The sequence below is a fragment of the Nocardioides dilutus genome (genome assembly GCF_054779555.1).
The window spans coordinates 1-13,829 of sequence record NZ_BAAGYA010000001.1; the positions used below are offsets into that span (position 1 = coordinate 1).

Below are 13,829 nucleotides of genomic sequence, written 5' to 3' on the forward strand. Positions count from 1 at the left end.
GATCGCGTTGCGGTAGTAGGGCGAGGGGTCGGTCCCGGTGACGACGTAGCCGATGCGGACGTCGTTGTTGCCGAGCACGAGCCGGCGGTCGGTGACCGCGTCGGTCCCGGTCTCGAGGTCGTGCAGCCTGAGATGTCGCGGCTGGAGGGGGTGGTTGGGCGTCCGGGCCTGGTCGGGCAGCTCCCACACCTCGGCGGCGACGATCGCCGACGGGACACCGCGGTGGTAGAGCAGCGACGAGTCCGACGAGAAGCCCTCCTCGCCCATCAGCTCCTCGCAGTAGAGGCGCCCCTCCGGGTCCCGGTGCTGGGTGTGCCGCTTCGGCGGGACGTCGCCTACTGACCTGTAGTACGCCATGCCTCGTTACGTTAGACCCGTGCCACTCGATGAAGCGTGGGCAGGACTGGTCGATGACGCCGCCGTCTTCCCGCCCGGCGACGCGCCCCTGCACGAGGCGACGGCGGCCTACGCCGCGCGTACGCCGGAGGAGGGAGCCGAGCTCGTAGGCACCTTCGTGCTCAGGGACACCGACCTTCCGCTGGTGCGCGGGTTCGGCGGCCCGCTGTCGGTCGTCGTGACCGGTGGCGCGGGTCAGCTGGCCGGTCCGGCCGGACTGTGCCGCAAGCTCGGGTTGGAGCTGGCGGGTCTCGAGATCGCCCTGCGAGACCTCGACGACCTCGCCGGCAACGTCCGCCGCGTGGTGGTGGCCCTCGGCGAGCTCGAGGAGCCGGTGCCCGTCTACGTGGAGCTCCCGCACGTCGGGTCGACCTCCGCGTGGCTGGCCGCCGCTGACGAGGTCGCCGCGGCCGGACTGCACCTGAAGTTCCGCACCGGGGGGCTCGAGGCTGCCGCCTTCCCCGCCGCGCACGCCCTGGCCCGGTGGATCGACGCGGCCCTCGACCGGGAGACCCAGTTCAAGTGCACCGCCTGTCTGCATCGTGCGGTCCGCCACACCGGCGAGGACGGGTTCGAGCACCACGGCTTCCTCAACGTCCTGGTCGCCACGGCCCGCGCCTTCGCGGGCAGCGGTGCGGCCGAGGTGACACAGGTGCTGGAGTCGCGCGACGCCGGGATGCTCACCCAGGCGTTCGACTACGAGGGCGGGGCCGCCGCCCGGCGCTGGTTCCGGTCCTTCGGCTCGTGCTCGGTCGCTGAGCCCTGGGCGGACCTGAGGGATCTGGGGCTGGTCGAGTGAGCGGGTTCGGGCTCGACCACCTGCCGTACGGCGTGTTCTCCGTCGCGGGCGGGCCGCGCCGGGTGGGCGTCCGGTTCAATGACGACGCCGGTGACTGGGTGCTCGACCTGTTCGCCGCCACCGGCCGCTCCGAGTTCGACAGCCCGTCCCTCAACGCGTTCCTGGCCCTCGGCACCGAGGTGTGGCGGCAGACCCGGGACCAGGTCCGCGAGCTGGCCGAGGACGGCGGCCACACGGTCCCGCTCGACTCGGTCACGCTGCACCTGCCCGTCGAGGTCGCGGACTACGTCGACTTCTACGCCTCGCTCGACCATGCCACCAACGTCGGGAGGATGTTCCGGCCCGACGGCGACGCCCTCACGCCCAACTGGCGGCACCTGCCGATCGGCTACCACGGCCGGGCGGGGACGGTCGTCGTGTCGGGTACGCCGGTCACCCGCCCGTGCGGCCAGCGCAAGGCACCGACAGACGCCGCGCCCACCTTCGGGCCCTCCCAGCGCCTCGACATCGAGGCGGAGCTGGGCTTCGTCGTCGGGGTGCCGAGCCCGCTGGGCGAGCCGGTGCCCTTCAGCGGCCTGGCCGACCACCTGTTCGGCGTGACCGGCCTCAACGACTGGTCCGCCCGGGACATCCAGGCCTGGGAGTACGTCCCCCTCGGCCCGTTCCTCGGCAAGTCCTTCGCCACCTCGATCTCGCCGTGGGTCACGCCGCTCGCGGCCCTGGACGCGGCCTGGGTCGACCTGCCGGCGCAGGACCCCGAGCCACTCCCCTACCTCGGCCCCGGGGCGACGAAGGGCCTCGACATCGACGTGGAGATCGCGCTCAACGGCGAGGTCGTCAGCCGCCCGCCGTACCGCACGATGTACTGGTCGCCCGCCCAGATGCTCGCCCACCTGACCGCCAACGGGGCCTCGCTGCGCACCGGCGACCTCTTCGCGTCCGGCACCATCAGCGGACCCGAGCGCGACCAGCGCGGCTCGTTCCTGGAGCTGTCGTGGGGCGGGGCCGAGCCGTTCGGGGCCGACGGCCACACCTTCCTGCGCGACGGCGACCAGGTGGTGCTGCGCTACTCGGCACCGGGCACCGGTGGCGGCCGGATCACCCTCGGCGAGGTCGCCGGTCGGGTCGAGCCGGCCAGGGACTGACCATCCCGGGTCCCGGGCCAACGAGAACGTGTTCCAGTTTCCGCCCTAGACTGCTCGCGTGGGCCTCTTCACTCCGATCGCGCGGCGCGTGGGCGCCATCCCCTGGCTGCCGAAGTACCTGACCCAGATCGTCTGGACCGACAAGCAGCTCCAGAAGCTGACCCGCGGCAAGCTGACGTTGCTCGACGTCGCCGGCCTGCCCAACGTCAACCTGACTGTCAGGGGACGGAAGAGCGGCATCGAGCGGACGACCCCGCTGCTGTGCGTGCCGGACCGCGACACCTGGCTGCTCGCCGGCTCGAACTTCGGCGGTCCCAAGGAGCCGCTGTGGGTGATGAACCTGCGGGCCGCCGGAGGCGAGGCGGTGATCCAGTACCAGCGCGAACGCATCCCGGTCATCGCGACCGAGCTCGAAGGCGCGGACCGCGAGGTCGCCTGGCAGACCATGCTCGACGTCTGGCCCAACTACCGGCTCTACGAGGCGCGGATGACCCGGCAGATCCCCGTGTTCCGGCTGACCCGGGTCTGACCCGGCCGATAGTCTCCGGCCGTGCAGTACGGCCAGTTCCCAGCGCCCCGGTTCACGGTCGCGCACCTCAGCGACGTCCACCTGCTCAGCCCGGGTCGCAAGCAGTACGAGGCGATCGTCCCCGAGGTCGGGCTGATGCACGTCCTCGAGCGGCTGTCGCGGCTCCAGCTCGTCCCGGACGCCCTCGTCTTCACCGGTGACCTCGCCGATAAGGCCGAGCCCGAGGCATACGCGCGGCTGCGCGGGCTGGTCGAGCCGTTCGCCGACGAGATCGGCGCCCAGGTCGTGTGGGTGATGGGCAACCACGACGAGCGAGCGGCGTACGCGCGTGGCCTCTTCGACCGCGAGCTGGGTCACCTCGCGGACGTCGACGTGCCCGCGCAGGACGCGGTCTACGACGTCGGCGGGCTGCGCATCGTCGCGCTGGACACCAGCGTGCCGCGCTACCACCACGGCGACCTCACCGACGCACAGCTGACCTGGCTCGCGGAGGTGCTGGCCACCCCGGCCGAGCACGGCACTCTCCTGGCGCTGCACCACCCGCCGATCCCCGTGCCGATGGTCCCCCAGGCGGCCGTCATCGAGCTGCACGGCATGGACCGGCTCGCCGCGGTCGTGGAGGGCAGCGACGTACGCGCGATCCTCGGCGGGCACTACCACTACACGACCTACTCGATCTTCGCCGGCATCCCGGTCTCGGTGGCCTCGGCGAGCTGCTACACCACCGACGTCGCGCCCAAGGACCGCCTCATCTCCGGCGTCGACGGGCACCAGGCGTTCACGATGGCGCACGTCTACGACGACCGGATCGTCCACACCGTGGTGCCGCTGGCGGAGGCGCCCGAGGTCAGCGGCTTCGGGCTCGACATGCTGCCGCTGATCGACGCGCTGTCACCCGATGAGCGGCTCGACACGATCAGCCGCAAGGACTCCGACTTCAACCTCGGCGTCGAGGGCCCACTGGTGGAGCCTCAGCCCTAACCCACCGCCGCCCTCGACCGTGCCGGCGTCCGCGCCGTCACGTCCGCGACCGCTTCGAGGAACACCGGGAACCACCCGGCGTGGTCCATGACCACCGACGCATGACCACCCGGCGCCTCGAGCACCTCGGCGCCCGGGATGGCCGCGGCGAGGGCGTGCTGACGCCGGGCCGGGATCGCCTTGTCACGAGTGGTCACGACGACGGCGGTCGGCACGTCGACGCCGGTGATCCAGGACGCGGAGTTGAAGCGCCCCAGCTCGCCGAGCACCTCGGGCATCGACCAGGCGCTCGTGCTGCGGAACTCCCGGGCACCCCAGCCGACCCGATCCCGGTGGTCGTACGGCGACACGTCCGGCAGGCCGAGCGCGAACCGCTCGACCTTGGGCTGGGCGTAGCGGGACAGCGGGTTCATCGTCAGGGTCACCAGCGAGAAGAACAGCTTCTCCCGCGGATGGCCGCGGAAGTTGCGGGCGGTCGACGCGAGCACCAGGCCGCTGACCCGCCCGGGGTGCCGGTGCCACAGCTCCTGGGCGACCGCGCCGCCCATCGAGTAGCCGACCACCAGGGCCTGGTCGATGTCGAGGGCATCCATGACCGCCGCGGCGTCGTCGGCACAGTCGACGAACCGGAACCGCTCCGAGTGGATGCCGCGTCCGTGCCAGCGCTGGTCGAAGGTGATGACACGGTGGGTGCGCGAGAGCTCGCCGATGGTGCCGAACCAGCAGAGGTACGCCGTGCAGCCGAGCCCGTGCAGCAACACCGCGGTGGGGGCGTCCGGGGTTGGGCCGGGCACGTCGACGAGGAAGGTGCGGCCGCGGCCGGGCAGATCGACCATCCGCCCCTCGGGGACGTCCTCGACCGCCGGCAGGGTGACGACGCGGCCGGCGACCGCCTTGCCCACGACGGTGGCGCCGTAGACGCCGGCCTTCCTCCCGACCCGGGTGGTGACCCGGGTGGTGCGCCAGATCAGGCGGGCGAGGGTGGGTGTCACGTTTCCTCCTTCGTCAGCTCCCGGAGAGCCGGGGCGAACTCGGCGACCAGTGGCGCGAGGTCCCGCACCAGGTCGGGACAGGACAGCAGGGCGAAGTTCATCCGGTCCTGGTAGGACCACGCGGTCACGTTGAGCCCGATGCCCTCGAGGATCGGGCCGACGCTGAACAGGTCGACGAGCCGGGAGTCACCGAGCAGCAGCTCCTCCCGCGGCCCGGCGACGTTGGAGACGACCAGGTTGAACGGGGCCGGGTGCCAGGAGGCAGCGCGCACCCTGGAGTAGAGACGCATGACCGCCCCGAACGCCGCCGGTGGGGTGAACTGCACCCAGTCGACGAACATGTCGGGACCCAGGGTCCGGTGCACGACCTTGGCCGCGTCGGTCACCCGCGAGATCGTCTGCAGCCGCTCGTGCGGGTCGTCGATGTCGGTGGCCAGGGTCGTGAACATGTTGGAGACCCGGTTGCCCTCAAGGCGCGGCGGGCCGTCGGGCGGGTCGGTGCCCACCGGCACGCCTGCGGTGAGGGAGGACCTGGGCTGCTCACCGAGCGCCGCCAGCCACCGGCGCAGGGCTCCGGACACCACACCGAGGACCACGTCGTTGAGGGTCACGCCGTGCGCGTGGCGGGCCGCCTTGAGCTCGTCGAGCGGGAGCGTGACGGTGGCGAAGTTGCGCCGCGAGCCCAGCGGCCCGTTGAACGAGGTGCGCGGCACGTCGAGGATCGGCCGCGGCGGCGTGACGTCGGACCCCCGGCGGATCCTGACCAGGTCGACCAGCCGGCGGACCGTGCGACTGAGGAGCGCAGGGAGCGAGAAGGCCTGCCGCACCGCGTCGACGAGGGCGGCGCGGACCAGCTCGGGTCGAGACGGCGTCGGTTCCAGCCTCACCTCCGGGGCGCCGGCCGGCGTCACCGCGCCGGTGGCGTTGGCGAGCAGGTTGTTGGCGGCGTTGCCGTCGGCCAACGCGTGGTGGAGCTTGGCGACCACGGCGACCTTGCCGCCCTCGAGCCCCTCACAGACGTGCAGCTCCCACAGCGGGACCGAGCGGTCGAGCGGGACGCTGACGATCTGGCCGACCATCCGCTCCAGGTCACGCATGGAGCCCGGGGCCGGCAGCACGACCCGGAAGATGTGCCGGGCCGGGTCGAGCTCCTGGTCCGAGATCCACAGCGGGTGGTTGAGGAGCAGTGGGTCCATCAGGGCCCGCTTGCGGAACGACGGCAGCTTGTCGAGCCGCGCCATCACCTCGCCCACGAACGCGTCGAAGTCGAAGCCTCCTGGGCGCTCGAGGATCGCGACCTTCACGGTGTGCATGTGCATGGTCGGGGTCTCGAGGTAGAGGAAGTTGGCGTCCACCCCGTCCATGCGCTGCATCAGGGGAGCTCGCGCTTCATGATCTTGCCCGAGTCGTTGCGGGGCAGCTCGTCGACGAACGTGACGTCGCGCGGCACCTTGTAGCCGGCCAGCTGCGACTTCACGTGCGCGCGCAGGTCGTCGGCCCCGACGTCGGCGCCGGCCTCGATCGCGACGTACGCCGCCAACCGCTGGCCGAACTTCTCGTCGTCCACGCCGACCACGGCCGCCTCCCGGACCGCCGGGTGGGCGTTGAGCGTCTCCTCCACCTCGAGCGGGTAGACGTTCTCGCCGCCCGACACGATCATCTCGTCGTCGCGGCCCACGACGTAGAGGCGTCCCTCCGCGTCCACCCGGCCGATGTCTCCGGAGACCATGTAGTCGCCGAGGAACGCCTTGGTGTCACCGGAGGTGTAGCCGGAGAACTGGAAGCCGCTGCGCACGGCGATCCGCCCGACCTCACCCTGGGGGACCTCGCGGTCGGCGTCGTCGAGGATCCGCAGCTCGGTGCCGACGACGGGTCTGCCGGCCGTGTCGGGGGCGACCCGCAGGTCGGCGGGCACGGCGGTGCTGATCAGCCCGGCCTCGGTGGCGTTGTAGCTGTTGTAGATCGTGTCGCCGAACCGGTCCATGAACTCGAGGACCGCGGCGCCGCGCATCCGCGAGCCGCTGGCCGTCACGAACCGGAGCCGCCCCTTCAAGGGGTAGCGGTCGAGCACCTCGGGGGGGAGCTCCATGATCCGCTCGATCATGACCGGTACGACGCCGAGGCCGGTGGCGCCGGAGCTGCGGACCATCTCCAGGGTGGCCTCGGGGTCGAACCTGCGCCGGGTGACCACCGTGCACGCCAGCGTCGCGGCGATGACGAGCTGGCCGAAGCCCCACGCGTGGAACATCGGGGCGGCCACCACGACCGTCTCGCCGGCGCGCCACGGGATGCGGTCCAGCATGGCGGCCATCGCGTTGGTGCCGCCGTCGGCACCGCGGGCGGCGCCCTTGGGCGTCCCGGTGGTCCCCGAGGTCAGCAGGATGACCTTGGCCGAGCGCTCCGGCCTGGCCGGAGTGGCGCCGTCGTTGGCCCGGATCACCGAGTCGAGCGACCGGACGTCGCCACCGCCGGGCTGGTCCTGCCAGGCGACGAGCTCGACGAGGTCGCCGACCACGGTGCGCGCGTGCTCGACCAGGCCGGCGAACTCCTCGTCGTAGACCACGAGCTCGGCCTTCTCCCGGGCCACCACGTCGGCGAGCTGGGGCCCGGAGAACCCGGTGTTGAGGAGCAGGGCGTCGGCGCCGAGCTTGGTCGCGGCCCCGAGGGCGTCCACGAAGCCGCGGTGGTTGCGGCACAGGATGGCGATGGTGCGGACCTGGCGACCCGACGGCGTCCGCATCCGGGCGAGGCCCGAGGCGAGGGCGTCCGAGCGCCGGCCGAGCTCGCCCCAGGTCAGTGAGCCGAGCTCGTCGACCAGGCCCACCCCGTCGGGACGCCGGGCGGCGGCGAGCCCGAGGCCCGTGGTCGCGGTGATGCCGTAGCGGCGTACCACCAGGCCCATCCGGGCATATCGGTCGGGGCGCAGCGGCGCGATCAGTCCGGCCCGGGCGAGGGTGGCGGTGCGCCAGCGGGCGTGGCGCAGCCGCTGCCGCACCTTGGCCCTGCGCTCCCCGCTGCTCATGTCAGCCGATGCCTACCCGATCACGGGGAATCGCCTGGCCCGGGACAGCCGGTCGAGAGCGTCCTGCATGCGGCTGCGGATCTCGGCGTCGACCTCGGCGATGTCGGGGTCCTCACCGAACTCGGCGCGGATGTCGATCGGCTCGAGGACCTGGGTCACGATCTTGGTCGGCAGCGGGAGGTTGGGCGGGAAGGCGAAAGTGAGGCCGAACGGGAACCCGAGGCTGACCGGGAAGTACTCCGAGCGCATCAGCTTCTGGAGGCCGAACAGCTTGGCCAGCGGCTCGCCGTGCCAGAGGAACAGCTGCGACTCCTGGCCGCCGATGCTCACCACCGGCACGATCGGGACGTCCGCCTCCAGCGCCGTCCGGACATAGCCCGTGCGGCCGTTGAAGTCGATCTCACCCTGCTTGCGGGTCGGCCGGAAGCTGTCGTAGTCACCGCCCGGGAAGACGATCGTCACCGCCCCAGCCTCGAGCACCGCCGCGGCGTTCTCGCGGTTGGCCTCCACGAACCCGGCGGCGCGAACGTGGGGACCGAGGGCTCCGGTGAAGAGCATGTCGTGGGCGAGCGTGTAGATCGGCCGGTCCAGGCCGAAGTGGTCGTGGAACGCCACCGTGATGATCGGGACGTCCATGGGCATCAGCCCACCGGAGTGGTTGGAGACGATCAGCACGCCGCCGTCCGGCGGGATGCGCTCGATGTCGCGCACCTCGGAACGGAAGTACTTCTTCATCACCAGCCGCAGGAACGGCAGCCACTTGCCGACGTAGTCGGCGTCCCGCAGGGTCAGGTCCGGCTCGCTCACGATGCCCTCCGCGGCGGAGAGCCCAGCGTCGACCCGAGCACCCGGCGCCAGCTGAACGGCTCGGGCGCCGCCGGGTCCTGGGCCAGCCGGTCGGTGAGGGCCGCGAGCGCCAGTGGGTTGGCGACCAGACCGACGTGCGAGCTGGGCACCCCGATGTTCTCCGCCGTCGGGCTCTCGTCCAGGGCGCACCCGCGCCACGGGACGATCCCGTCGGTTCTGGACCAGATCGCTGTGTTGAAGACCGGCAGCGGTTCGCGGAGCTCGTCGATGACAGCCTCCGCGCGCTCGCTGAGGCCGTGGGTGCGCCGCGAGCGCTCGAACATCCGGGTCGTCCGCGTGCGCTCGCCCTCGGGCCGCCACGGCGACCCCAGGGTGACCACCTGGCGCACGTGCTCGCAACGCTGCTGGGCCAGCCAGCGGGCCAGGAGCCCGCCGAAGCTGTGGCCCACCAGGCTCACCGGCTCGTGACGACCGCCGTAGACCTCGTCGAACCGGGCCAGGACGCCGTCGACCACCGCGTCGGTGAGACCGTGGTTGGTGCCGAGCCCCCAGCCGTGGGTGTCCCACCCGCGCCGCTGCAGGTGACCACGCAGGGGCCGGGTCACCGGGTCGCCCGAGTGGAAGCCCGGGATGACCAGGACGGGCCGCCCGGCCCCGAGGTCGCTGTCGACGAGCGGCCCGCTGACCGCGTCGAGCAGCAGCGATCCCACGAGCTCACCGGGTGCCCGGAACGCCTCGCCCGCGGTCAGCACCAGGGAGGGCTTGCGGAGGTCGGGGCGCCCGTGTGGGTCCCGTCCGATCCCCGCAGCTCGGAAGTCGTACACGTGTCGAGTATGGGCGTCGCTCCGACAAAACTGCAACGCGTTCTAGTACAGGTCACACTACTGGCGAGTACCTGGAAGGCGCCAGCACGCTCTCTTGACTCATTCAAGAAAACTCGCAAAGGTGGGGGCGTGCCCACGACCCTGGAGCTCGAGCCGCTGCTGCGCGGTGCCGGGCTGCGGGTGACCCGGCCTCGGTTGGCCGTGCTGGCCGCTGTCCACGAGCACCCGCACGCCGACACGGACCGGCTGATCGGCGCCGTACGCCGCGAGCTCGGCGACGTGTCGCACCAGGCCGTCTACGACGTGCTGCGCGCGCTGACCTCGGCCCGCCTGGTGCGCCGGATCCAGCCCGCCGGGTCGGTGGCCCGCTACGAGTCGCGCGTGGGCGACAACCACCACCACGTCGTGTGCCGCTCCTGCGGCGCCATCGCCGACGTCGACTGCGCCGTCGGCCACACCCCTTGTCTCACCGCCTCCGACGACCACGGCTTCGAGGTCGACGAGGCGGAGGTCGTCTACTGGGGCACCTGCCCCGAGTGCGCGACCGGACCGACCCCTCAGTGAACGCGACCCGGAAGGAATGCAGATGAGCGACAGCCAGGACTCCACGCCCGACAGCCCCCAGGGGGTGGACCGGAAGGCCGAGGAGGGCTGCCCGGTGATGCCCGGCTCAGCGGCCGCGGACGGCAGCGAGAGCGAGAACCCGGCCATCGACTCGCCGACCCCACAGACGGGTGGGCGGCCGCACACCCTCAAGGACTGGTGGCCCAACATGCTGGACCTCTCGGTCCTGCACGCGCACTCACCGGCCGGCAACCCGCTCGGTGCCGGCTTCGACTACCGGTCGGAGTTCGCCAAGCTCGACCTCGCCGAGCTGCGCCGCGACATCGTCGAGGTGCTCAACACCTCGCAGGACTGGTGGCCGGCCGACTTCGGCCACTACGGCGGGCTGATGATCCGGCTGAGCTGGCACGCGGCCGGCACCTACCGGATCTTCGACGGGCGCGGCGGCGCCGGTGACGGTGGCCAGCGGTTCGCGCCGCTCAACAGCTGGCCGGACAACGCCAACCTGGACAAGGCCCGGCGCCTGCTGTGGCCGGTGAAGCAGAAGCACGGACAGAAGATCTCGTGGGCCGACCTGCTCGTGCTGGCCGGCAACGTGGCGCTGGAGGACATGGGCTTCCAGACATTCGGCTTCGGCTTCGGCCGTGAGGACGTCTGGGAGCCGGAGGAGATCTACTGGGGTCCCGAGGACACCTGGCTGGGCGACGAGCGCTACGCAGAGGAGCGCCAGCTCGACGAGGTGCTCGGCGCGGTCCAGATGGGTCTCATCTACGTCAACCCCGAAGGTCCGGGCGGCAACCCGGACCCGCTCGCATCGGCCCACGACATCCGCGACACCTTCTCCCGGATGGCGATGAACGACGAGGAGACCGTCGCCCTGATCGCCGGCGGCCACACCTTCGGCAAGACCCACGGGGCCGGGGACGCCGACCTGGTCGGTCCCGAGCCCGAAGGCGCGCCGCTGGAGGAGCAGGGGCTGGGCTGGACGAGCTCGTTCGGCTCCGGCAAGGGCGCCGATGCCATCACCTCCGGCCTGGAGGTCACCTGGACCACGACCCCGACGCGATGGAGCAACGACTACTTCAAGATCCTCTTCGGCTACGAGTGGGAGCTCACCGAGAGCCCCGCCGGCGCCCACCAGTGGGTCGCGAAGGACGCCGAGGAGATCATCCCGGGCCCGACGCCCGACTCCCCCAAGCGCAAGCCCACCATGCTCACCAGCGACCTCGCGCTGCGCTTCGACCCGGAGTACGAGAAGATCTCGCGCCGGTTCCTCGAGAACCCCAACGAGTTCGCGATGGCCTTCGCCAAGGCCTGGTACAAGCTCCTGCACCGCGACATGGGCCCAGCCGAGCGCTACCTCGGCCCGTGGGTGCCCGAGCCCCAGCTGTGGCAGGACCCGGTCCCTGCGGTCGACCACGAGCTGGTCTCCGAGAGCGACGTCGCCGACCTCAAGGCCAAGGTGCTCGAGTCCGGCCTGACGGTCGACCAGCTCGTGACCACGGCGTGGGCGTCGGCGGCGACCTACCGGCACACCGACAAGCGCGGCGGGGCCAACGGCGCCCGGATCCGCCTCGAGCCACAGCGCGGCTGGGCGGTCAACGAGGGCACCGCGCCCGTCCTGGAGAAGCTCGCAGCGATCCAGGAGGAGTTCAACTCCGCAGGGGGCGCCAAGATCTCGCTCGCCGACCTGATCGTGCTCGCGGGCAACGCCGGAGTGGAGCAGGCCGCCAGGGCAGCGGGCCACGAGGTCACGGCGCCGTTCCATCCGGGCCGCACCGACGCCTCGCAGGAGCAGACCGACGCCGACTCGTTCAGGGTGCTGGAGCCGCGCGCTGACGGCTTCCGCAACTACCTGCGCGCCGGCGAGAAGCTCCAGCCGGAGACCCTGCTCGTCGACCGGGCCTACATGCTGAACCTGTCGGCACCCCAGATGACCGTCCTGGTCGGTGGGCTCCGCGCGCTCGGTGCCAACGCGGGCGGTGCCCAGCACGGCGTCCTCACCGACCGGCCCGGCGCTCTGACCAACGACTTCTTCACCAACCTGCTCTCGCCCGGCAGCCGGTGGAAGGCGTCGGAGTCCGAGGAGAACGTCTACGAGATCCGCGACGTCGCGACCGACGAGCTGAAGTGGACCGCGACCGCGGTCGACCTCATCTTCGGGTCCAACTCACAGTTGCGCGCGATCAGTGAGGTCTACGCCTCCGAGGACGCGCGTGCCAAGTTCGTCGACGACTTCGTGGCCGCCTGGACCAAGGTCATGGAGAACGACCGGTTCGACCTGGACTAGGCAGCGGCACGTCCAGGGGCCCGGTCGCACATGTGCGACCGGGCCCCCAAGACCCCCATGGTTGGACCGCTCAGCACGTCCGCCGCAGCTGTCGCAGCATCCGCTGCCGCCGTTCCGTCCGCCTGGTGATCTCGTGCGCGCGAGCGATGACGACTTCGCGGCGCGTCGCCTTCGCCGGCTCGAGGCGGGGCTTCACGCGGACCTCAGGATGAACTGCACCCGGCCCTCGTCGTCGGTGACGGCATCCAGTTCGCGGCCTTCGACCTGCACGTCCGCTCCACGTCCGAGGTAGAGACGCGCACCGTCCTGCTCGAGGACCCGGTCGTCCGGGTGCGGGCCTGATACCGCTCGGACCTGCATCGGCCGGCTCGGCGCCTCATGGGGGGCGATCCGCAGCCCGGAAGTGGGCGTCAGCTTCGGGTGGGCCGTGACTCTTCGCAGGACCGCAAGAGCCCGTGGAGTGATGGAGAGCATGGAACTGCTCGCCTCCTCGGTCATCGCTGGGCCAGCGGGATCTCCGATGGCAGGAACTCCATCAAGACATCGCTGAGAACCCGCCGACAACCCCTCGGGACGAAGTGCTCGCACCTCGTCCGCGGATCGTCATGAGGCTGCAATGTCACGTACCGGTGGCTTGTCACAAAGCGCTGCGACGGTGTTCGCCATGGAGCGTTCAAACGTGCTGGGGCACGTTCTGAGGCCATCGCCCTCGCGGGGGCTCGCGAATACCCGGGACGCGGATCCGCCGGGGACTGGCTCGCCCGGCCAGGTGGTGCTCGACCTCCACCGCACGGGGCTGCACCAGCTCGACGAGGTCCAGCGCCAGGTGGACCTCTTGCTGGAAGGTGGCCCGCGAACCCTGGTCGTCGACCTCTCCGCCCTTCACGGGGCGATGCATACCTCCTCCTCGACGATTGCCGCGCTCATGTGCGTCCGGGAGCGTGCCTCGGCACGCGGGGTGGATGTGGCCCTGCGCGCACCGGACCGCCGCCTCACCGACACGCTGCACCGAAGCGGGCTCCTGGGCATGCTGGCGACGAAGCCGCAGCCCCAGGTGGCCCCGGACGAACACGAGGGCCTCCGCGAGGCCGACTCGGCTCCAGAGGTCGGGGTGACGCGGTTGGACCTCGTGTGCGGGCCCGACGTCGCGCGCACGGCGCAGGAACTGACCCGCAGGTGGGCTCGGGACCGGGCGTTGCCGGCCGCCTCCGTCAGCAGGCTCGGGGCGCTGGTCCTGGCGGCCATCACACACGGGCTCCGTTTCGACCCGCGCAGCGTCACGATCGCGGTCCGCTGGGTTGACCTCGACCGGGTCCGCGTCGACGTCAGGTGGAAGGGATGCTCGGCCACCGCCCGGCCCGCCGGAGCGAGTGGGGATCTCGAGTCCACGACGGGCACTCTCGACGCCCTGGCGGAGGACTGGGGCTTCTCGACCAACGCCTGGGGACCGGTCCAGTGGATGGTCCTCGACACACGTTGA

13 protein-coding genes and 1 pseudogene are annotated in these 13,829 nt (G+C 71.5%); 7 read left to right on the forward strand and 7 right to left on the reverse strand.

Features of this window, described 5'->3' with window-relative positions:
* A pseudogene (locus tag ACYVC6_RS00005) lies at window positions 1–357 on the reverse strand (homogentisate 1,2-dioxygenase); the annotation flags it as partial.
* 19 nt (window positions 358–376) lie between these two features.
* Between ACYVC6_RS00005 and ACYVC6_RS00010 the strand changes: the two are divergent.
* The 4 genes from ACYVC6_RS00010 to ACYVC6_RS00025 are packed head-to-tail and all read left to right on the forward strand — an operon-like array spanning window position 377 to window position 3,850.
* Window positions 377–1,195, forward strand: a complete 819-nt coding sequence (locus ACYVC6_RS00010; protein ID WP_460709655.1) for a hypothetical protein — start codon at window positions 377–379, stop codon at window positions 1,193–1,195.
* A complete protein-coding gene (gene fahA / locus ACYVC6_RS00015) occupies window positions 1,192–2,340 on the forward strand; it encodes a fumarylacetoacetase (protein ID WP_460709657.1) in 1,149 nt (382 codons plus the stop codon). Before ACYVC6_RS00010 ends, fahA begins: the two co-directional genes overlap by 4 nt.
* Window positions 2,341–2,398: 58 nt before the next feature.
* Entirely contained in the window at window positions 2,399–2,869 is a 471-nt protein-coding gene (locus ACYVC6_RS00020) for a nitroreductase family deazaflavin-dependent oxidoreductase (RefSeq protein WP_460709659.1), read from the forward strand.
* A 21-nt stretch (window positions 2,870–2,890) separates the two neighbouring features.
* A complete protein-coding gene (locus ACYVC6_RS00025) occupies window positions 2,891–3,850 on the forward strand; it encodes a metallophosphoesterase (RefSeq protein ID WP_460709661.1) in 960 nt (319 codons plus the stop codon).
* On the opposite strand, the gene ACYVC6_RS00030 is transcribed toward ACYVC6_RS00025, so the two are convergent.
* From ACYVC6_RS00030 to ACYVC6_RS00050, 5 genes are read right to left on the reverse strand one after another with little or no spacing between them, the layout of a single operon-like run.
* On the reverse strand, window positions 3,847–4,842 hold the full coding sequence (locus tag ACYVC6_RS00030) for an alpha/beta fold hydrolase (RefSeq protein ID WP_460709663.1): 996 nt from the start codon (window positions 4,840–4,842) through the stop codon (window positions 3,847–3,849). The genes ACYVC6_RS00025 and ACYVC6_RS00030 overlap by 4 nt on opposite strands.
* A complete protein-coding gene (locus tag ACYVC6_RS00035) occupies window positions 4,839–6,215 on the reverse strand; it encodes a WS/DGAT/MGAT family O-acyltransferase (RefSeq protein WP_460709665.1) in 1,377 nt (458 codons plus the stop codon). The genes ACYVC6_RS00030 and ACYVC6_RS00035 overlap by 4 nt, the downstream gene beginning before the upstream one ends.
* A complete protein-coding gene (locus tag ACYVC6_RS00040; protein WP_460709667.1) occupies window positions 6,215–7,864 on the reverse strand; it encodes an AMP-binding protein in 1,650 nt (549 codons plus the stop codon). Before ACYVC6_RS00040 ends, ACYVC6_RS00035 begins: the two co-directional genes overlap by 1 nt.
* A 12-nt stretch (window positions 7,865–7,876) precedes the next feature.
* Window positions 7,877–8,671, reverse strand: coding sequence for a lysophospholipid acyltransferase family protein (locus ACYVC6_RS00045; protein ID WP_460709669.1), 795 nt, complete (start codon window positions 8,669–8,671; stop codon window positions 7,877–7,879).
* A complete protein-coding gene (locus ACYVC6_RS00050; protein WP_460709671.1) occupies window positions 8,668–9,495 on the reverse strand; it encodes an alpha/beta fold hydrolase in 828 nt (275 codons plus the stop codon). The genes ACYVC6_RS00045 and ACYVC6_RS00050 overlap by 4 nt, the downstream gene beginning before the upstream one ends.
* Before the next feature lie 129 nt (window positions 9,496–9,624).
* On the opposite strand from ACYVC6_RS00050, the gene ACYVC6_RS00055 reads away from it, so the two are divergent.
* Window positions 9,625–10,059 carry a Fur family transcriptional regulator gene (locus ACYVC6_RS00055; RefSeq protein ID WP_460709673.1) on the forward strand — a complete coding sequence of 145 codons (435 nt, stop codon included), beginning with the start codon at window positions 9,625–9,627 and terminating at the stop codon, window positions 10,057–10,059.
* Window positions 10,060–10,081: 22 nt separating this feature from the next.
* Window positions 10,082–12,349: a catalase/peroxidase HPI gene (gene katG, locus ACYVC6_RS00060; RefSeq protein WP_460709675.1), complete on the forward strand. Its 2,268-nt coding sequence runs from the start codon at window positions 10,082–10,084 to the stop codon at window positions 12,347–12,349.
* Window positions 12,350–12,541: 192 nt separating this feature from the next.
* On the opposite strand, the gene ACYVC6_RS00065 is transcribed toward katG, so the two are convergent.
* Complete coding sequence (locus ACYVC6_RS00065) at window positions 12,542–12,823, reverse strand: Fe-S cluster assembly protein HesB (protein WP_460709677.1); 282 nt, start codon at window positions 12,821–12,823, stop codon at window positions 12,542–12,544.
* 295 nt (window positions 12,824–13,118) lie between these two features.
* Between ACYVC6_RS00065 and ACYVC6_RS00070 the strand changes: the two genes are divergently transcribed.
* On the forward strand, window positions 13,119–13,829 hold the full coding sequence (locus tag ACYVC6_RS00070) for an STAS domain-containing protein (protein WP_460709679.1): 711 nt from the start codon (window positions 13,119–13,121) through the stop codon (window positions 13,827–13,829).